General features: G+C 42.1%; 18 protein-coding genes. 7 read left to right on the top strand and 11 right to left on the bottom strand.

What is annotated here, in order from left to right; all coding sequences use genetic code 11:
• Positions 1–57: 57 nt before the first annotated feature.
• A complete protein-coding gene (locus GSY63_RS06115; RefSeq protein ID WP_166584908.1) occupies positions 58–528 on the bottom strand; it encodes an Lrp/AsnC family transcriptional regulator in 471 nt (156 codons plus the stop codon).
• A gap of 121 nt (positions 529–649) precedes the next feature.
• On the opposite strand from GSY63_RS06115, the gene GSY63_RS06110 reads away from it, so the two are divergent.
• The 3 genes from GSY63_RS06110 to smpB are packed head-to-tail and all read left to right on the top strand — an operon-like array spanning position 650 to position 3647.
• On the top strand, positions 650–1306 hold the full coding sequence (locus GSY63_RS06110) for a metal-dependent transcriptional regulator (RefSeq protein ID WP_166584907.1): 657 nt from the start codon (positions 650–652) through the stop codon (positions 1304–1306).
• Positions 1303–3177 (top strand): Nramp family divalent metal transporter, encoded by a 1875-nt coding sequence (locus GSY63_RS06105; RefSeq protein WP_166584906.1) that lies wholly within the window; start codon positions 1303–1305, stop codon positions 3175–3177. The genes GSY63_RS06110 and GSY63_RS06105 overlap by 4 nt, the downstream gene beginning before the upstream one ends.
• 20 nt (positions 3178–3197) lie before the next feature.
• Positions 3198–3647 (top strand): SsrA-binding protein SmpB, encoded by a 450-nt coding sequence (smpB, locus tag GSY63_RS06100; protein ID WP_166584905.1) that lies wholly within the window; start codon positions 3198–3200, stop codon positions 3645–3647.
• A gap of 140 nt (positions 3648–3787) precedes the next feature.
• Here smpB and GSY63_RS06095 read toward each other — a convergent pair whose 3' ends face one another.
• The 3 genes from GSY63_RS06095 to GSY63_RS06085 form a co-directional block, all read right to left on the bottom strand.
• Positions 3788–4444, bottom strand: coding sequence for a protein-L-isoaspartate(D-aspartate) O-methyltransferase (locus GSY63_RS06095; protein WP_166584904.1), 657 nt, complete (start codon positions 4442–4444; stop codon positions 3788–3790).
• 112 nt (positions 4445–4556) lie between these two features.
• The gene (gene priA, locus GSY63_RS06090; RefSeq protein ID WP_166584903.1) at positions 4557–7043 is read right to left on the bottom strand and encodes a replication restart helicase PriA; all 2487 of its coding nucleotides are present in this window, start codon (positions 7041–7043) and stop codon (positions 4557–4559) included.
• A 14-nt stretch (positions 7044–7057) separates the two neighbouring features.
• Positions 7058–7444: a DUF423 domain-containing protein gene (locus tag GSY63_RS06085; RefSeq protein ID WP_166584902.1), complete on the bottom strand. Its 387-nt coding sequence runs from the start codon at positions 7442–7444 to the stop codon at positions 7058–7060.
• Positions 7445–7528: 84 nt separating this feature from the next.
• On the opposite strand from GSY63_RS06085, the gene GSY63_RS06080 reads away from it, so the two are divergent.
• Together GSY63_RS06080 and GSY63_RS06075 are read left to right on the top strand one after the other, a co-directional pair.
• The gene (locus GSY63_RS06080; RefSeq protein WP_166584901.1) at positions 7529–9112 is read left to right on the top strand and encodes a hypothetical protein; all 1584 of its coding nucleotides are present in this window, start codon (positions 7529–7531) and stop codon (positions 9110–9112) included.
• Between the two features lie 186 nt (positions 9113–9298).
• Entirely contained in the window at positions 9299–10726 is a 1428-nt protein-coding gene (locus GSY63_RS06075) for a DUF5723 family protein (protein ID WP_166584900.1), read from the top strand.
• A gap of 4 nt (positions 10727–10730) precedes the next feature.
• Here the strand turns inward: GSY63_RS06075 and tsaB are convergent, their stop codons facing one another.
• The 5 genes from tsaB to mscL all read right to left on the bottom strand — a co-directional run bounded on the left by tsaB (position 10731) and on the right by mscL (position 12833).
• Positions 10731–11423, bottom strand: a complete 693-nt coding sequence (gene tsaB, locus GSY63_RS06070; RefSeq protein ID WP_166584899.1) for a tRNA (adenosine(37)-N6)-threonylcarbamoyltransferase complex dimerization subunit type 1 TsaB — start codon at positions 11421–11423, stop codon at positions 10731–10733.
• A 15-nt stretch (positions 11424–11438) separates the two neighbouring features.
• Positions 11439–11681, bottom strand: coding sequence for a membrane protein insertion efficiency factor YidD (yidD, locus tag GSY63_RS06065; RefSeq protein ID WP_166584898.1), 243 nt, complete (start codon positions 11679–11681; stop codon positions 11439–11441).
• Positions 11656–12060, bottom strand: a complete 405-nt coding sequence (locus GSY63_RS06060) for a ribonuclease P protein component (RefSeq protein WP_166584897.1) — start codon at positions 12058–12060, stop codon at positions 11656–11658. The genes yidD and GSY63_RS06060 overlap by 26 nt, the downstream gene beginning before the upstream one ends.
• A 74-nt stretch (positions 12061–12134) precedes the next feature.
• Positions 12135–12293, bottom strand: a complete 159-nt coding sequence (rpmH, locus tag GSY63_RS06055; protein WP_074489881.1) for a 50S ribosomal protein L34 — start codon at positions 12291–12293, stop codon at positions 12135–12137.
• A gap of 147 nt (positions 12294–12440) precedes the next feature.
• Positions 12441–12833, bottom strand: a complete 393-nt coding sequence (mscL, locus tag GSY63_RS06050) for a large-conductance mechanosensitive channel protein MscL (protein WP_166584896.1) — start codon at positions 12831–12833, stop codon at positions 12441–12443.
• Between the two features lie 173 nt (positions 12834–13006).
• Between mscL and rpoN the strand changes: the two genes are divergently transcribed.
• Positions 13007–14482 (top strand): RNA polymerase factor sigma-54, encoded by a 1476-nt coding sequence (rpoN, locus tag GSY63_RS06045; RefSeq protein ID WP_166584895.1) that lies wholly within the window; start codon positions 13007–13009, stop codon positions 14480–14482.
• Between the two features lie 122 nt (positions 14483–14604).
• Here rpoN and GSY63_RS06040 read toward each other — a convergent pair whose 3' ends face one another.
• On the bottom strand, positions 14605–15051 hold the full coding sequence (locus tag GSY63_RS06040; protein WP_166584894.1) for a response regulator: 447 nt from the start codon (positions 15049–15051) through the stop codon (positions 14605–14607).
• Between the two features lie 121 nt (positions 15052–15172).
• Here GSY63_RS06040 and GSY63_RS06035 point away from each other — a divergent pair, with 121 nt between their 5' ends.
• Positions 15173–17308 (top strand): sensor histidine kinase, encoded by a 2136-nt coding sequence (locus tag GSY63_RS06035; protein ID WP_166584893.1) that lies wholly within the window; start codon positions 15173–15175, stop codon positions 17306–17308.
• Between the two features lie 15 nt (positions 17309–17323).
• Here GSY63_RS06035 and GSY63_RS06030 read toward each other — a convergent pair whose 3' ends face one another.
• The gene (locus tag GSY63_RS06030) at positions 17324–18040 is read right to left on the bottom strand and encodes an NUDIX hydrolase (protein WP_166584892.1); all 717 of its coding nucleotides are present in this window, start codon (positions 18038–18040) and stop codon (positions 17324–17326) included.
• Positions 18041–18175: the final 135 nt, after the last annotated feature.

Raw genomic sequence — 18175 nt, 5'->3', positions numbered from 1 at the left:
TTGTTAATTACTCAACCAGAAGGGCGTCATTAACAAATTGACAAATCAACAAATTAATTAATACTCCAAAGGTACTATCGGCTCCTTTTTGCTGGTAGACATGATCATCATGGTTTGGAAAGTTTTAACCACGGTAATGCGGCTGATTTTTTCCATAATCAACTGCTCGTACGATTTTATGTCGCGTACGTAAACCTTTAGCAAAAAATCACATTGCCCGGTTACATGGTGGCACTCCGTCACTTCTTTAATTTTCTGGATCTCGTCTAAAAATATCTGAATGGTGTTGTTCTTATGAAAATCAAGCGAGATCTGTATAAAGGTTTTGATTCCCAGGCCAAGCTTTTCCTCATCCACCAGGGCATGATAACTCTTAATGTACTCGGCATTTTCCAGTTTACGCACACGCTCAAGGGTGGGTGCCGGCGATAAACCGATCTCGTTTGAGAGTTGCAGATTGGTTATCCTGCCATTTTCCTGTAATATTTTTAAAATCTGTAGATCAATCTTATCTAATTCTGCTGCCATGTTGCAAATATATAACCCCTCGGCAACAAAATATAATTTTTTTAAAATGGCATTACACAAATAATAATTCTAAGCTAATAAATATTTAGATTAGTCTAATAATTTATTTAGATTTGATTAAATGCAAACGTTTACAGAAGAGAACTATCTTAAAACTATCTATAAATTATCAGAGGGTTCGGCACCGGTTAGTACCAACCAACTTGCTGCTATACTGAACACTAAGGCCGCCTCAGTTACCGACATGTTGAAAAAACTATCAGAAAAAAAACTGATAGACTACACCCGATATTACGGTGTTACCTTAACAGAGGTAGGAAAAAAAATTGCAGTTGATGTAGTGCGCCGCCACCGTCTATGGGAGTATTTTTTAGTAGAAAAACTCAATTTTAAATGGGATGAGGTACACGACATGGCTGAAGAACTGGAACATATCTCTTCCACCGAGCTTGTTGACCGTCTCGATCAGTTTATGGACTACCCCGCATACGACCCACATGGCGACCCTATCCCCGACAAGCATGGCCGAATAAAGCACCACGAATTTAAACCAATAAGCCAGTTGGATGTTGACGAAAGCGGAGTGATATCGGGTGTACGAGAGCATTCGCCTCCATTTTTGCAATACCTGGAAAAACTGAACCTGATGCTGGGAAACCAGATCAGGGTGATAGAGATCCTCGCTTACGATCAATCGGTGGTGTTAACAGTTAATCAATCAGAAAACAAGATCAGCATCAGTAAAGAAGCTGCCAAAAATATTTTAGTAACCTCATGAGCGAATCTCTAGGTAACGTACACGGCTCTGTAGCAACCGACGGTAATACCGGGTGGAAACGGTTCTTAGCCTTTATTGGCCCTGCCTATCTCATTTGCGTAGGCTATATGGACCCGGGTAATTGGGCAACCGATCTGGCTGCAGGCAGCCAGTTTGGCTACCGGTTAATATGGGTATTACTTCTTTCTAATCTCATCGCTCTTTTACTACAATCACTAAGCGCCCGATTGGGTATTGTGCGAGGCTTGGATTTGGCGCAGGCCTCCAAACACGCTTATTCCAGGTTTGTAAATTTTTGCCTGTTTATACTGGCGCAGATTGCAATAATAGCTTGCGACCTAGCGGAGATCATCGGCATGGCCATCGGCTTAAACCTTTTATTCGGTTTGCCTTTGGTTTGGGGCATCTCTATAACCATGCTGGATACCCTTTTGCTCCTGTTTTTGATGAATAAGGGTATGCGTAAACTCGAAAGCTTTATTGTATCGCTGATATTTATAGTGGGGTTCTCTTTCCTGATAGAAATGTTTATTGCCAAGCCAGATATTGTTGAAATTGGCAAAGGCTTTTTACCGAATGAGCTCACCGGCAATGCGCTTTATATAGCTATAGGTATTATTGGGGCTACCGTAATGCCGCACAATTTATACCTGCATTCTTCGCTGGTACAGACACGCAAAATAGAACGCACAGAAAAAGGCATCCGCAATGCTATTAAATATAACCTCTGGGATACCACCATTGCCCTGAACCTCGCTTTTTTTGTTAATGCCGCCATATTGATACTAGCCGCCAGTGCCTTTTTTAGAAATGGTTACCACCAAATTGCCGAGATACAGGATGCTTATAAACTACTGAGCAAAATATTTGGCAATATGGCCCCTACGCTGTTTGCCATAGCGCTGATAGCGGCTGGGCAAAGCTCGACCATTACGGGCACCCTTGCAGGCCAAATTGTAATGGAAGGCCATATTAACCTGCGCGTTGCACCCTGGTTGCGCCGTTTGCTTACACGTATGCTGGCCATTATCCCGGCTTATTTAACCTTGATATATGTTGGCGGCGACGCTTTAGGTCACCTGTTGGTATTAAGCCAGGTAGTGCTGAGCTTGCAGTTGGGCTTTGCAGTTATCCCGTTGATCCACTTTACGTCAGACAGAGCACGGATGGGTAAATTTGTGATCGGTCCCTGGATAAAAGGCTTGGCCTGGGTGTTTGCGGCGCTTATTATCGCGTTAAATGTTCAGTTGGTTGTGCAGGAAGTTGAGGGCTGGGTTACAAGTGGGGCTGTTTCGCCAATTGTGCTTTATGGGTTGATTATGCCGGTTATTATAGCTATTGCTTTGTTGTTGTTTTACGTTACCATCCGCCCGCTACTGTTTCGCACACCGGATAAAGCTAACGACGTGCCACACGGCATCGCAAGCGCCGTGCACGAGATAGAGCGCATTAATTATAAACACATCGGTATAGCTATTGATTTTTCCAAGAACGACTGGGAGTCCATCCGGCACGGTGTGATGGAAGGGGGAAAAAATGCCCGCTATACGCTGATGCACGTGGTAGAGACTGCGGGGGCGCGTTATCATGGCACACAGGTAATGGATATGGAAACTCAGAGCGATGCCGATAACCTGCAAAAGTATGCCGACGAGATTCGTAGCCTAGGCTACGATGCTTACGCGCATATTGGCTATGGCTCTACAGGCACGGCAATTGCCGAGATAGTAAAAGAAGAAGGAATAGATTTTGTGGTAATGGGATCGCACGGGCACAAGTTTTTAAAAGACCTTATTTTCGGCACTACTGTAAATGATGTACGCCACAAGGTTAACGTGCCTGTATTAATTGTGAAACCCCAACCTAAATAATTTGCATATTTGCAGCAGTAATGGCAGAAGACTTATATATAAAGAATAAAAAAGCATATTTTGAATATCATGTGCTTGACGAGTATGTGGCTGGTTTAAAACTATTGGGGACCGAAATTAAATCGATCCGTGATGGTAAGGCCAACCTTAATGATGCTTTCTGTACATTTATTGATAATCAATTGTACATCCGCAACCTGCATATTGCAGAATACTCGCACGGCTCATTTTACAACCACGAGGCCAAGCGCGACCGTGTGTTGCTTTTAAATAAAAAGGAACTCAAAAAGCTTAAAACCCGCACCGAAGAGAAAGGCTTCACCATAATTCCACTGGCTATTTTTATCAGCGAGCGCGGTTTCGCCAAATTAAAAATCGCCCTTGCCCAAGGTAAAAAGACCTACGACAAACGCGAAACCCTAAAAGAACGCGACACCAAAGTGGAGATGGATAGGGCGATGAAAAGATAGCCCCCCTGCCCCCTAAAGGGGAAGAAAGAGAAGCAAGAATCAAGACTTTGGAACCATAACAAGAAAGGCGACGATAGCTATCGTCGCCTTTCTTGTTATTTTTTGTCCTGATTCCTGACTCTCGATTCTCGACTCTCTAACTACCACGCTTTATCCCCTACCAGCGGTACAAACCTGAAGGTATCTAGCACAACTTTTTCATAGTCGTTTTCGGCAACTTTGAGGATTGTTACCATTTTCTGCTGTTCTTCGTCACCTACTGGGATAACCAAGATACCGCCTACTTTAAGTTGTTTAAGCAAAACATCTGGCACGGTTGGAGCGCCGGCAGTTACGATGATCTTGTCATAGGGTGCATGGCTTTCTATGCCTCTGGAGCCATCTCCTAAAAAGAAATTTGGTTTGTAGCCCATATAAGGCAGCACCTGTTTAGTGCGCTCGTAGAGCTTCTCCTGGCGTTCTATGGTATAAACTTTGGCACCGAGTTCTAATAAGATACAGGTTTGATAGCCCGATCCGGTGCCGATTTCCAATACTTTATCATTTCTGCCCACATGAAGCAACTGTGTTTGATATGCGACGGTGTAGGGCTGTGAAATAGTCTGCCCCTCGCCTATTGGGAAAGCGATATCCCGGTACGCCTGATTCCAGAAAGTTTCGTCGAAAAAGTAATGGCGAGGCACTTTTCCAATGGCTTGCAATAAACGTTCGTCTTCTATACCCTTCTTAACTAAAATATCAACCAGTCTTTTACGGGCACCTTTTTCGCGATAATTGTCTATAAACTTGTAGGCCATTGTTAGTACAAATCTAGGCAAATTAAGGCACGCTTAACCCTGCTATAATTTAATGTTAATCTTGACAAGTTTAAAGCCTGTTGTTTATCAGTCTTTTATTTTTACCACACTGTTAATACGGATCAACATCCGGCTGTATCACACAACCCTTACTAAGCTTGGTAGTTTGAAACTGTAGCACAACATTCCGGATAATATCCTTGGCCTTATTTAACGATAAGGTATCCCGCTCAAACTTGAGCATAATGGTTTTGATGTAGAAGTTCCGGATCCGGCTCACCAGTGGGTATTCCGGACCGATAACCCGTTCGCCGAAATGTTTCCTTAATTCGCCGGCAATGTATTCGGCCTGCTGATAAAGCAGATCGGGATCTTTATGCTTGATATCCAGTTGAATCATGCGATAAAACGGGGGATATTTAAACGTTTTTCGTTCGTCTATCTCGTTGGTGTATAGGTCGGCATAATTATTATCTATAACCTGTTGTATTACTCGGTGACTAGGGTCGTAAGTCTGAATAACCACCTTGCCTTGTTTACCCCTGCGCCCTGCCCTTCCGCTTACCTGCGCCAACATCTGGAAGCTGCGTTCGTTTGCACGAAAATCGGGGTATTTTAGCAGGCTGTCTGCATTGATGATACCAATAACGGTTACATCGGCAAAGTCTAAACCTTTGGCTACCATCTGGGTGCCTACCAGTATATCCAGGCGCTTCTCTTCCAGATCATTCATAATATTCTGAAAGGCATTTTTGGCACGGGTGGTATCGAGGTCCATGCGCATAATGCGGGCATCGGGTAGCAGAACGCTAAGTTCATCTTCTACCTTTTCCGTACCGAAACCCTTGTATTCCAAATGCGCCGAACCGCAGGCCGGGCAGGTAGTAGGGCTATCTTCCTTATAGCCGCAGTAATGGCAATGCATTTTACCGCTGCTTTTGTGATAAGTGAGGCTCACGTCGCAATTAATGCATTTAGGAGTAAAGGCACAGGTCTTACAAAGCATTACTGGTGCATAGCCTCGACGGTTTTGAAACAAGATAATCTGCTCCTTTTTCTCGATAGCCTGCTGCATATCATCCATCAGTACACTGGTAAAGTGCGAGCTCATGGTTTTCCTCTTCAGCTCTTCGGCTATGTTTACCACCTGTATCTCGGGCATTTCTACGCCTCCGTAACGGGTTTTCAATTCGGCAAAACCATATTTATTGGTTTTCGCGTTATAGTATGATTCGATAGATGGTGTGGCCGAACCAAGCAATACCTTGCCCTGGTACATAGCGCCTAAATAAATTGCGGCATCGCGGGCATTATAACGGGGTGCTGGGTCGAACTGTTTGTAGGAGGTTTCGTGCTCCTCGTCAACTACGATCAGCCCTAAATCATTAAACGGCAAAAATACTGACGAACGTGCGCCGAGCACAATCTTATAACTACCATCGAGTACTTTTTGCCATACCTCCACTCGCTCCTGATCATTAAACCGGGAGTGATAAACACCTATGGATTCGCCAAAATACCTGCGCAGGCGCTCTATAATGTGCGTGGTTAGGGCAATTTCCGGCAACAGGTATAGCACCTGCCTGCCGGAGGCAATCATCTCCTCTATCAGTTTAATATAAAGTTGGGTTTTGCCCGAGGACGTAATACCATGCAGCAAAACCACGTCCTTTTGCTCAAACTGCGTGCGGATTTCTGTTAAAACAGTTTCCTGCTCATCGCTCAAAACGGCGGCAAGCTCAGGGTCGGTATCATTTTCAAAAAAGAGGCGACTTACATTAACATCTTCGGCAAATAAGATCTCTTTTTCTACCAATGCCTTCACAACCGCGGAAGTGGCGCCTGATGCCTCGAGTAAATCATTTTTGGAAACCTTTTTACCGCCGCGTGCCAGGTTAATGTAAGCCAGCACCACGTCGGCTTGTTTGGGTGCCCGCTTTTCCAACAGTTCAAAAAGCTCCTGCATTTGCTCGCCCTGGTAAAAAGGGTTCAGTTTAATATAGGCGCGTTTGCGTGGCTTATACCGCTCGTTTACTGTTTCCGATATCATAATGAGGTTCTTTTCGAACATCAGCTTTAATATCGGCATTACCGTTTTTTGCCCAAGCAATTTGGCAATATCACTCACCGTAAGCTCGGGTTGAATATCGAGTGCGTCTACAATCAGATATTCTTTATCGTGCAGTGCTGTACGGTCTATCTCATAATCTTTGTTAAGAACAATCTTGGTTTCGCTTGCCAGCTTTAAGGCCGATGGCAGCGCCGCGTTCATTACCTCGCCTGTATTGCACAGATAATAGTTGGCCATCCATTGCCAAAACGACAGCTGCACTTCGGTAACAACAGGCTGCTCGTCGAGAACATCCATCAAGTATTTAGCCTCGTATTTTTCGGGCGCGTGCTCGCTTATACCGGCAATAATAGCGGTATATAATTTGCTCTTACCAAATTGTACCACCACCCTCTTGCCTATAGCTACAGCATTGTTCAGTTCAAACGGAACGCGGTAGGTATAGTTTTTGGCAATGGCCAACGGTAAAATAACGTCAACAAAAAGCGTTTTACGGCCTGCGTGATATGAATCCGCAAATTCGAGCATTTCCAAAAATAGATCTATCTGTGCCTAATGGCGGCAACGGCAAGCGTTATCCATCCGGCTATAAAAAGTAAACCACCTACGGGCGTAACCGGACCGAGCCAATGCAACCAGCTCCAGCCCAAAACATCACGGCACGACAATAAATATAACGAGCCCGAAAAAAGCAGAATACCGAAAGTAAAAAGCCAGTATCCGGTAAAAATTACGTTATTTTTGAATCGTCCGAAAGTAGACAAAAATAGCAATGCAAAAACGTGGTAAAAGTGGTATTGAACCGCCGTATGCCAGGTTTCGAGTTGTGATGATGTTAATACTGCCTTTAGCCCGTGTGCGCCGAAAGCGCCGGTAATTACTGCAAGCGCACCAAACAATGCGCCTGTTATTACTATTTGTTTATTCATAATGGTATTGGGCTAAATTAACCATTTGAAATAATTACTTTATGGGCATTGCGTAAAAATCTAAATTTGCCGTAACTAAAAATAATGAAACACCTGATTACCACCCTTATCTTGCTTATTGCTACAGCAGTGGTAACTGTATTTTACTTCAAAAATTTAAATCCACCGGGCAAACGCCCTGTAGAAGTGATGCAGCATATACCTGCAGATGCATCGCTGATAGCCGAATTTAGTAACGACGAAGGCTTTTATGAAGCTTTTAGCGGCAACCAATTGCTCACTGCTATTGCCGGCCAAACTAAAACTACGGAGCTTGATGCCTTACGTAAACACCTGCTTAACAATGCAGCGCTAAAGCCTTATTTTGAGAACCAACCTATTTACGTATCCATACACCCATCAACTGCAGATCGCGTTGATTTTCTATTGACTACATCCTTTGATAAATCACCAAAGGGCTCGTTAATTGACCTGCTTAAAGGTATTGACAGCGTTAAGGTACAGCAGATAAAACGGGGAGATAAGCAAGTTTTTGAAATAGATATTACCGGCTTAGGCCGCCCTTTTTATTTGATAGAATCTGAGCATCATATATTTAGAGGGAGCTTTGCTGAAGAGTTGATAGACAAAAGTGCCAATTACGATTATAAAAAAGAAAAGCATAGCTTTTTACAACTATCAGAACAGCAGCATAACAATGCTATGGCCATATTGTATGTAAACTATACACAGCTACAGCCTTTGTTTCAGCAATTGTTTATCAGTAGTAATCCCGATCTTTTCAGAGCGTTTCGCATATTGCCGGGGCAGGCAGCATTGAGCCTTAACTATAAGTCAAATGCCTTAATGTTTAACGGCCTTACCCGACTCGATCTAAAACAACCGATAAGCTACCTTAACTTGTTTGCAAGCCAGCAGCCTGTGGAAAATCATTTAAACGAGATCTTTCCAGCCACTACTGCTTACAGTACAACCTTTGCGGTGTCGAACCCCAACAAGTTTATCAAAGACCTTGCTGCATGGAATGAAAAAAGCGGCAATAAGCAAAAAAAGCAAGACCTCTTTAAGCAAATTAAAACAGAGACGGGAGTAAATTTCGACAAGGAATTTAATGATCAATTGGGTAAAGAATTTACAGTGCTCACCACTCGTTTTCAGGAAAAGATAGCCATTATCGAAGTAAACAACGGGCAGCAGCTTTTCCCCTCGTTGATGAACATAAGTACCGCAGTAAGCGACAATATCGGCCAGCTTAACTACAGCAAAGTGCCCTTTTACTTACTGGGCGACGCTTTCGGAATTTTTAATAAGCCGTATTTCACGGTGATTAATAACTACCTGGTATTGGCAAACACGGCATCAGAAATCCGCTCATATTATGAAAGCTACAATAACCAAAAGTTTTTGAACAAGACAGAATCTTACAATGATTTCGACCTTTTGTTGTCAGAGCGCAGTAACGTAGCCTTCTTTATTAATTTCAAGAATATGAAACAGGTATTTAAGCGCGACTTGAAACCTGGGTTCTACGACACCTTTCAGAAAAATGATCCAGGCTTTAAAAATTACTATGCTGCTTCGTACCAGTTAATCGCTTCTGATAAAAATTTCTACACTAATTTTTGCATGAAACTGGCTAAGGCAGATTCGACAAAAACCAGCGAGTAACCAATTTCTTAATAGATAATATACCTATCGCCTCAAGAAAAATAACTACACCATATTTCACATAAAACTGGCGAAAACTACTTCGGGCGGATAACGTCAAACTCCTTTTCTGTTTAATATATATATTCAATAACGGAAACTATTTGATGTTTTCGGATATTATATTATCTGATTAGCCAGTACCTAATGAAGAGGTTGTTGTTAGCTATTTTCTTATGTGTACTATTGACTACCCCGACTTTAGCACAACGATTTAATCAGTATTTTAGTAATACACTGTATGAGTCTTTTGAGAACCCGGCCCAGGGAGCTTTCATTCCCGATTCGAGCAAAAAATATGCTTTCAACTTTCTGCTTTCAAATATAAGCGCCAACGTTAGCGTAAGCGGTAACGCGCAAAACGCATTAAGGCAATACCTTTTTTTACCCAACAGAACTACCCGCCCGCGGCTACCTATTAATAGCGGATATGTTAACGAGGCAAAGGTAGATGCCAACGTATACCTTGCCATGTTCAGGATATTTACGAGCTTAGATGGCAATCAGGAGCTTGGTTTTGCAGCCCAGATAAAAGGTGAAGGTAACTTGCGCTTTAATAATGAAAGCGTGGCTCTGTTTGATGGCGGCTCGAGGTTTCCGAATGGCACCTACGACGATATTTTAAACGACAAATATAGATATCAAACCTACCATCAATTTAGCCTGCTTTACCGTAAAGAACTCAACAATAATTGGGCGGCTGGCTTTAAGTTTAGTGTCCTATCGGGTATCCTTTATAACCAGATTAAAATAGATCAGTCGGCCGTTACGTTCGACAAAACCAACAACCAGATAAGTCTTACGTTACGCGGTAAATATCAGGCCAATCTCGATCAACGGCTTCTATCTGTAAATGATGTAATGCCGCTTTTTAAAAACCCCGGAGCTTCGGTAAGTTTTGGTTTAGCACAAACTACCGAGGGGGGCCTCAAATTTCAGTACAATCTTAAAGATCTCGGTTTTATACATTGGAACAGCGACTCCTATAACACCCATTTTGGTGGCACGCGTGTGTTAACCAATGCCCGGAGTAGTGATGTGGGAACCAGAATTTACAATTCGCTTTATAATATTTTCGGATCAGGACATGCACGTGGCTCATTTTATTCGCCGACAGATGCCCTGATTGAGGTAAGTGCAACTAAAGTATTTGGGCTTGATGAGAATAACAACTTCAGATATCAACCTATATTAGTGGGCTCTAAAGAGCTGTTTTACAAGGGCTATGTGGGCGCATTTGTAAATAATATCCAATACAAAAAATGGGTACTGGGCCTCTCCAGCAGTTTTGACGATCTGCAGCAGTACAATCTCGGGGCACAGCTAATGTATAAAGCCCCGAATTTTGAGTTTTTTATCGGCACGGAGCAATTACTGCAGGATAGTAATGTATTACAATCAGCGTTTGGAGATAACAGCTCTATTATGAAGGTAAAATCATATACCGATGTCGGGATCTACCTCGGCTTTTCGGTTAAATTTGGCCCCGATATCGAAACAGCAGCTAACGCAAGCCACATACCAATGGGCGAACAGCCAGGATTTTTTGGCCGGTTGTTTCAAAATATATTTTGATTATCTACTTCGCGCCTTTTACGCCAGCTATAAATTCTTTGAGGTAGTACGGTTCGAAATAAGCCACATCTTCAAATTCTTTGTTGGCAAACTTTTGCGCCGCAAGCTGAGTAAGTTGACTGGCCGAGTTTTCAAATTGTGAAAGGAAAGCCAATTTACCGCGATGCGCCAAAGCCTGAATGCATTTTTCGGCACCATCCCCAAATATTACCAGTTGCTGTTCTGAGGGAAGTTCTGCAAAGCTATTGTCGTCAATTATTTCAGCAGCGGTAGGTCTAACCAATTCGCCAGTGGTAGTAAACATGGCTGTATAAACCTCCATGCGGCGGGCATCAATCATGGGGCAAAGTATAGCGTTGCTATCATACTCGCCTGCAAACGTAGCTGCGCCAGTTGCCATAGCGGCAAGGGTATCAACAGCTATTAATGGCTTATCCAGCCCGAAGCAAATTCCTTTTGCGGTAGATACTCCAATGCGCAAACCGGTGTATGAGCCAGGGCCTTTACTCACGGCAACAGCATCAATATCTTTCAGCTGCTTGCCTGCCATCGCACATACATCCTGAATAAACAGCGTAATCATCTCTGCATGCACATTACGTTCCTTTACTTCCTTAACGGCAAGTAGCTCTCCGTTTTGCGCCAATGCTACAGAACATACGGTGGTGGCGGTTTCTATTTGAAGGATCAAACTCATTTTTACTATAGGTATTTATGGTACCGGATCGTGCCCATGCCCACCCCAGGGATGGCAGCGCCCAATCCGTTTCAAAGTTAACCATCCGCCTTTAAACGGACCATATTTTTTTATGGCTTCTACCCCATATTGCGAACACGTAGGCGTATAACGGCACGATGCCCCCAGCAATGGCGACAATAAGTACTGATAAACTTTAATCAGTACGATGAAGATATATCCGAAAACGGCTTTAATTAATTGGCTGAGGCTTTTCATTAGCTACCAGATCGCAAAGTTGCACAAACAGCTTTAGCATTTTTTTTTCCATCACGGGGTAAGGCTCTATCTCCTTACCGATATAACTTAACGAAAGCGAGAGCTTAATATTAGCTTCGTTTAAAAAACTGTAAAGGTTTTGCTGCTTATGGAGCCTGTAGGCTTCGCGCATGCGCCGGCGAATGAGATTGCGATCTACAGCGTGCTTGTAGCGCTTTTTAGGCACAGGGAAAACAACCTGTACAGGTACGGGTTGTTCGGCTTCGGCCATTATCCATGATACCCGGTAAGGGTAACATAAAAAAGAAGAACCCTTGTGAAAAAGCTTTTCTAAAAGCCTTTTATTACACAAACGTTCTTCTTTTTTGAAAGTATACATGTTGCTTAACTATTGAACCGAACTTAAATTAATAACCGGTTCAAACCCAGTTACGGAAGAAAGCAACCTAAAAACTATGCTTTGTGACGTTTTTCGTCAGATACGCTTAATCTTTTTCTGCCTTTAGCTCTTCTTGCAGCTAAAATTCTTCTGCCGTTAGCAGTTGACATACGCTCACGGAAACCGTGTTTATTTCTTCTTTTACGCTGAGAAGGCTGAAACGTTCTTTTCATAACTGTATTATTGTTGTATTCGTTGCTTTAAAAAATAAGAGTGCAAATCTACTGTTTAATTTTTGTTTTTCAAATAGATGCATAAACAATTTATTAACATTTGCAGTTATGCGCTCAACAAGCAATTAAACACACAAATATACGTATTTAAACGCTTTTTTTGGCCAAAAGGTCTCTTATCTCCGTTAATAACGTTTCTTCTGCAGTAGGTGGAGGTGCAACAGTTGGCGCTACTGCTTCTTTTTTCTTGAAACGATTTATAGCCGTAATTATAACAAATAATGAAAGGGCTACGATAAAAAACGAGATTACCTGTGATAAAAAGTTGCCATACTTAATTGCCGTACCCGGCACTACCAATTGGCTAAGATTGGATAAGTGAGCAGCTTTAAGCGCCGGTGTTAAAATAGCCGGCGTGATTATATCTTCTACCAGCGAGCTTACTATTTTACCGAAAGCACCACCTATAACCACAGCTATTGCCAGGTCTAACACATTGCCTTTAACGGCAAATTCCTTAAACTCTTTAACAAATCCCATAAGCTAATTTTTTAATTTACACTAAGATATAATTATCAGTTTAAAAAAACTGTCACAACTTCTATTAATTCCAAAACAATTATGGTGTATTGTGTTTACACATTGATACACACGTTAAACAATACGCCCTTTTATATTCTACTAAATTGATGTAATTTTGGCTTTATCTAATTATGCTTAAACAGAATCTTCAACAAAAACTTTTACAAAAACTTTCGCCCCAGCAAATACAGTTTATCAAATTGTTACAGGTACCCACTGTTTCACTAGATACCCGTATTAAAGAAGAGCTGGAGGAAAACCCTGCACTCGAAGATCTGAGTTTAACAAACCTAAACGAGCCCGAAGAACAATACCCCGACCGCGATCCGGATGAGGATAACTATAACAGCGATGACGAAGGCGGCGAATACGATGAGTTTAACATTGACGACTATTTACAGGAAGACAATGTTAACGACTATGGATCGCGCTATGACCAAAATGGCGACGATGAGGATGACCGCAAGGAAATTCCAATAGCTATACAAACTTCTTTTTTTGAGAGCCTGCAAGCGCAGTTAGACTTATTGCCTGTGTCTGATAAAGACTTTATGATAGGCCAGCAGATCATCGGCAGTTTGGATGATGATGGTTACCTGCGCCGCCCTATCATGTCTCTTACCGACGATCTGGCTTTTTCACAAAACGTGATGGCCGAAGACGAAGAGGTTGAAGAAATGCTGAAGGTAATTCAATCTTTCGATCCTCCGGGTATTGGTGCACGTACACTGCAGGAATGCTTATTACTGCAACTGCGCCGTAAAGACCTTACCGACCCGATTGTTAAAAAGGCTATCCTGGTGGTACAAAACTACCTCGACGAGTTTACCCGTAAGCACTACGATAAGCTGGAGCGCTCGCTGAATATGACATCGCAGGAACTGCGTGCCGTAATTAACGAGATCTTAAAACTGAACCCCAAACCGGGCGACTCTAATGCAGTAAACACCAAGCAGCTGCAGGTGATTCCCGATTTCCACATTGTGAATGATGACGGGCGGCTATTACTTACCCTGAATGCCAAAAATGCCCCTGACTTACGCGTAAGCCGCTCATACATGGACATGTTTGAACATTACGACAAGGCATCGCAGAAGGATAAAAAGATGAAAGAGGCCGTGCAGTTTGTAAAACAAAAGCTCGACTCGGCCAAATGGTTTATTGATGCCATTAAACAGCGCCAGCAAACCTTACTGAAAACCATGAATGCTATTATGCAGTATCAGTACGATTTCTTCTTAACCGGCGACGAGCGTAACCTTCGCCCCATGATATTAAAAGACATTGCCGACCGCATTGGTATGGATATATCAACCGTATCGCGCGTAGCTAACTCTAAATACGTACAAACCGAGCATGGTACATTCCTGCTGAAATCATTCTTCTCCGAAGCGATACAAACCGAAAGCGGTGAAGAGGTATCAAACAAAGAGGTTAAGAAAATTTTGGAGGACTGCATCGGAGGTGAAGACAAACGCCATCCGCTTGCAGATGAAAAACTAACCGAAATACTGAAAGAGCGTGGTTACAACATCGCCCGCCGTACCGTAGCAAAATACCGCGAACAAATGAACATCCCGGTAGCGAGGCTAAGAAGAGAGGTATAACAGTAGTTTATAGCTGATGGTTCATAGTTATAAAATATGGACTACTAGCTTCCTGCCATGAACTATCAACCATAAGCTATAAACATAACAAAAGAGGCTTCCATTCAGGAAGCCTCTTTTGTTTACTGCGATTTAAGCAGGTTTTCGAGTTCTATATTGGCTTGCTTTAGCTTTTGGGCAAGCTCTTTGTTCTCCCGGCGCAGGTGATAAATCTCGAGCGCGTTTTGGATGTACATTTTTAGCTCTTCGTTGTGCCATGGTTTTACCAGGTATTTATAAACCTGGCCACGGTTAATGGCATCCATTACGGCATTAATATCGGCAAAGCCAGTTAGCAAAATGCGGATGGTATCTGGATATACCGGCAAAATAGATTCCAAAAATTCGATGCCTGTCATAGTAGGCATGCGCTGGTCGGTAATGATTACCCCGATTTCATTATTATCCAATATCTTACGCCCTTCTTTGGCAGACTGGGCAGTAAAAATTGTAAAATCGCGCCTGAAAGCAGCTTTAAAGCTGTTTAGGTTATTTATTTCGTCATCGACATATAATACGCCGTATTGCATATATGATTAGTTGTTTAGATTACAAATCTGGAGCTTTTTATAAATTAAAACAGTATTTATTTTATTTTTATAGCGCACAGCCATACATCGCCCAAGAAATTCCTTTCCGTTACTATAAGAAATGAAAGCCATTTTAGTTTTTTTATTTATTGCTATCCAAGGTTTTTCAGCCTACGCCATTGATACACTGACGGTTAAAGAAGACGGCTCAAAGTTTATTACCAATACCTATTATAAACTTCTCGAAGACTCAGATGGCACCATCAAAATAGATAATATTATTAATAACCCCAACTTTCATACTACAACGCAAACGTTGCCTTTTATTAATTACACAACTAAGGCTATCTGGCTTAAAATCACGATAAAAAACAAAACCAACCAACCCTTTCTGCCAATTACGATCACCAGTAGTGTTATTGATAATTTCGATCTCTATTATAAAGACGCCGGTAACAATAAAATAGTACACCTTTTTTCAGATTTCCCGCATACAAACCTAAGGCATGTATCGCAAAATCTCATCCATATAAATTGCTCTATTTTGCCCGACTCGGCCCGTACTATTTACCTGCGGGTACAAAGCAACTCAAATACAGTTATACCTATACACGTATACAGCGCTAACGAATTTTTGCAAAGCACCAGCAGCCAAACGCTGGCCATGGGTGGCTTTATAGGGATTATTGCCATTATGGCGGTATATAACCTTATGCTGTTATTGATAGTAAAAGACCGTAGCTACCTGTATTATGTGCTGTATATTATCTTTTTAGGGCTTAATCAGATGCTACTGAGGGGCTATGGCACCAATCTTATATCGGGCGATAAAACTATAATCAACACTATGGTTATACCAATATGCCGGGTTCTTTTTGGGTACTCTATATTGCTCTTTGTTTACGAGTTTTTGCAGATCAAACAAAATGGCAAAAAATCGCACAAATTTTACTGGTCGTTGTATTTGCTTTATACGGCGGCGCTAATCTGCATTATACTGGGCTACACACACATCGCTTATAACCTTATCAGCATAAGTGCTTTTGTTATTTCGATAGCGTTAATAAGTATTGGCATTGCACTTTATTTAAAGGGCTTTAAACCGGCAAAATACTTTCTAATCGGGTGGACGCTATTTTTCATTTCTATTATCCTTTCTATCGCCCGCAATCAGGGTTTAATTACTTACGATAACTTTACCGGCAATATCATACTGTACGCTTCGGCTCTTGAACTTATTTTATTTTCTGTGGCCCTGGCAGACAAGATCAACTTTTATCGTCAGCAGAAAAATGAGTCACAACTTGCGGCCCTCACCATTGCGCTGGAGAATGAGAAGCTGATAACCGAGCAAAACCTCATACTCGAAAACATGGTAAATGCCCGTACCCGCGAACTGATTGAAAGCAACCAAAACCTTTCTAAAAGCATTGAACATCAGAAAGCAGCGCAGAAACAGCTGGTAGAAACTGAAAAGATGGCTTCATTGGGTCAATTGACTGCAGGCATTGCCCACGAAATAAACAACCCCATTAACTTTGTAAGTTCTAATGTAAAGCCCCTCCGAATGGACTTTCTGGAAGTTTTTAACTTGATTGAGAAATACAGGGACTTTGAGCGAGATCCATTAAACAAAGCATTATTAGATCAGATAATAGAGTACCGCGAGCAAATAGATATCAAATATATACAAGAAGAGATATTAACCTTATTGGAAGGTATTGAAGAAGGTGCAAACAGAACATCAGAAATTGTAGATAGCCTACGCACCTTTAGCCGCACAGATTCGCAAAGCCTTAAAATGGCCGATATCAATAAAGCGATACTTAATGCACTGGTTATTTTACGAAACACAACCCCTACTTACATTTCGGTAACGCCGGTTTTAAACCGGCTCCCTCCTATCAACTGCTATCCGGGTAAAATTGGACAGGTACTTATTAACGTTATTACCAACGCCATACAAGCCATTAAGAGTAAGCCCGAACATTATAATGAGACTATCTCTATTATTACTAATGACCATGCAGAGTACATCAGCATAGAGATTACCGACACTGGCGGAGGGATGACCGACGATGTTAAACAACGCATTTTCGATCCGTTTTTTACCACCAAAGAAGTCGGCGAGGGCACTGGATTGGGGCTCTCCATTGTATTCGGTATTATCGAAAAACATGAAGGTAGTATCGAAGTGGTATCCAAACCATGCGAAGGAACCAGCTTTTTAATCAAACTACCTAAAAATCTGGCTTAATAACAAATGCGCTAATTACAGGTTCTCGGTAAGCAACTTATCCGGATTAGGGACAAAGTTTAAGAATGAATCGAAATTTTCGAGATACTCTGTTTGATTGAGGCGGTAATAAAATGCCCCTTTTTTTGAGGATTGTTTATCCTTTTCGGGCAGCTTAACAAGCAAGCCGGTAGACAGCACTTTGCGGCTAAAGTTGCGATCGTCAAATTCGGCCTGGAAAATACCTTCGTAAAGCGCCTGAAGCTGTGGTATGGTAAAACGCTCTGGGAGCAGGTGGAACAATATAGGATGCAAAGCGGCCTTATAACGCAATTGCTTTTTAGCCATACGCACCATATCACCATGGTCAAATATCAACTCGGGTAAGTCTTTGATCTCAATCCATTCGGCGTGGAACTCGTCGACCAGTTGTTGCTCGTACTTATTAATGTCAATTAGAGCAAAGTAGGCAATTGACAGGGTGCGTTCTACCGGGTCGCGATCTGGCGAGCCAAACACATGCAGTTGCTCCAGATATACATTTTTAAGGCCGGTACGGTATTCGAGCACCCGGTTAGCTGCGTCATCGGGCGTTTCATCGGGCTGCATAAAACCGCCCATCAGGCTCCATTTATTTTTATAAGGTTCGATAGACCGTTTTACCAGCAATAATTTGATACTCTGGCCGTCGAAGCCAAAAACAATACAATCTACAGCCACTAGTAATCTTTTCTGACCGGTATATCTCTGCATAAAAAAAGCCTTAATAATTAGTTTTACAAGTCTATAAATAAATACGAATTATAAAAACACATATTTAAGCTAATTACTGTAACATTTTGAACGTACTATGCCCAAAGCGTTACTCCCTGTTACACTGGGCAATAA

Source organism: Mucilaginibacter agri (assembly GCF_009928685.1).
GTDB lineage: Bacteria > Bacteroidota > Bacteroidia > Sphingobacteriales > Sphingobacteriaceae > Mucilaginibacter > Mucilaginibacter agri.
The sequence above is the reverse complement of the archived record's forward strand: the minus strand, read 5'-3'. Positions and strand labels throughout refer to the sequence as shown.

What these genes read in the sequence shown, in the direction of transcription:
- GSY63_RS06115 (WP_166584908.1), bottom strand. Translation starts at nt 528, where the DNA reads ATGGCAGCAGAATTAGATAAGATTGATCTACAGATTTTAAAAATATTA.
- GSY63_RS06110 (WP_166584907.1), top strand. Translation starts at nt 650, where the DNA reads ATGCAAACGTTTACAGAAGAGAACTATCTTAAAACTATCTATAAATTA.
- GSY63_RS06105 (WP_166584906.1), top strand. Translation starts at nt 1,303, where the DNA reads ATGAGCGAATCTCTAGGTAACGTACACGGCTCTGTAGCAACCGACGGT.
- smpB (WP_166584905.1), top strand. Translation starts at nt 3,198, where the DNA reads ATGGCAGAAGACTTATATATAAAGAATAAAAAAGCATATTTTGAATAT.
- GSY63_RS06095 (WP_166584904.1), bottom strand. Translation starts at nt 4,444, where the DNA reads ATGGCCTACAAGTTTATAGACAATTATCGCGAAAAAGGTGCCCGTAAA.
- priA (WP_166584903.1), bottom strand. Translation starts at nt 7,043, where the DNA reads ATGCTCGAATTTGCGGATTCATATCACGCAGGCCGTAAAACGCTTTTT.
- GSY63_RS06085 (WP_166584902.1), bottom strand. Translation starts at nt 7,444, where the DNA reads ATGAATAAACAAATAGTAATAACAGGCGCATTGTTTGGTGCGCTTGCA.
- GSY63_RS06080 (WP_166584901.1), top strand. Translation starts at nt 7,529, where the DNA reads ATGAAACACCTGATTACCACCCTTATCTTGCTTATTGCTACAGCAGTG.
- GSY63_RS06075 (WP_166584900.1), top strand. Translation starts at nt 9,299, where the DNA reads ATGAAGAGGTTGTTGTTAGCTATTTTCTTATGTGTACTATTGACTACC.
- tsaB (WP_166584899.1), bottom strand. Translation starts at nt 11,423, where the DNA reads ATGAGTTTGATCCTTCAAATAGAAACCGCCACCACCGTATGTTCTGTA.
- yidD (WP_166584898.1), bottom strand. Translation starts at nt 11,681, where the DNA reads ATGAAAAGCCTCAGCCAATTAATTAAAGCCGTTTTCGGATATATCTTC.
- GSY63_RS06060 (WP_166584897.1), bottom strand. Translation starts at nt 12,060, where the DNA reads ATGTATACTTTCAAAAAAGAAGAACGTTTGTGTAATAAAAGGCTTTTA.
- rpmH (WP_074489881.1), bottom strand. Translation starts at nt 12,293, where the DNA reads ATGAAAAGAACGTTTCAGCCTTCTCAGCGTAAAAGAAGAAATAAACAC.
- mscL (WP_166584896.1), bottom strand. Translation starts at nt 12,833, where the DNA reads ATGGGATTTGTTAAAGAGTTTAAGGAATTTGCCGTTAAAGGCAATGTG.
- rpoN (WP_166584895.1), top strand. Translation starts at nt 13,007, where the DNA reads ATGCTTAAACAGAATCTTCAACAAAAACTTTTACAAAAACTTTCGCCC.
- GSY63_RS06040 (WP_166584894.1), bottom strand. Translation starts at nt 15,051, where the DNA reads ATGCAATACGGCGTATTATATGTCGATGACGAAATAAATAACCTAAAC.
- GSY63_RS06035 (WP_166584893.1), top strand. Translation starts at nt 15,173, where the DNA reads ATGAAAGCCATTTTAGTTTTTTTATTTATTGCTATCCAAGGTTTTTCA.
- GSY63_RS06030 (WP_166584892.1), bottom strand. Translation starts at nt 18,040, where the DNA reads ATGCAGAGATATACCGGTCAGAAAAGATTACTAGTGGCTGTAGATTGT.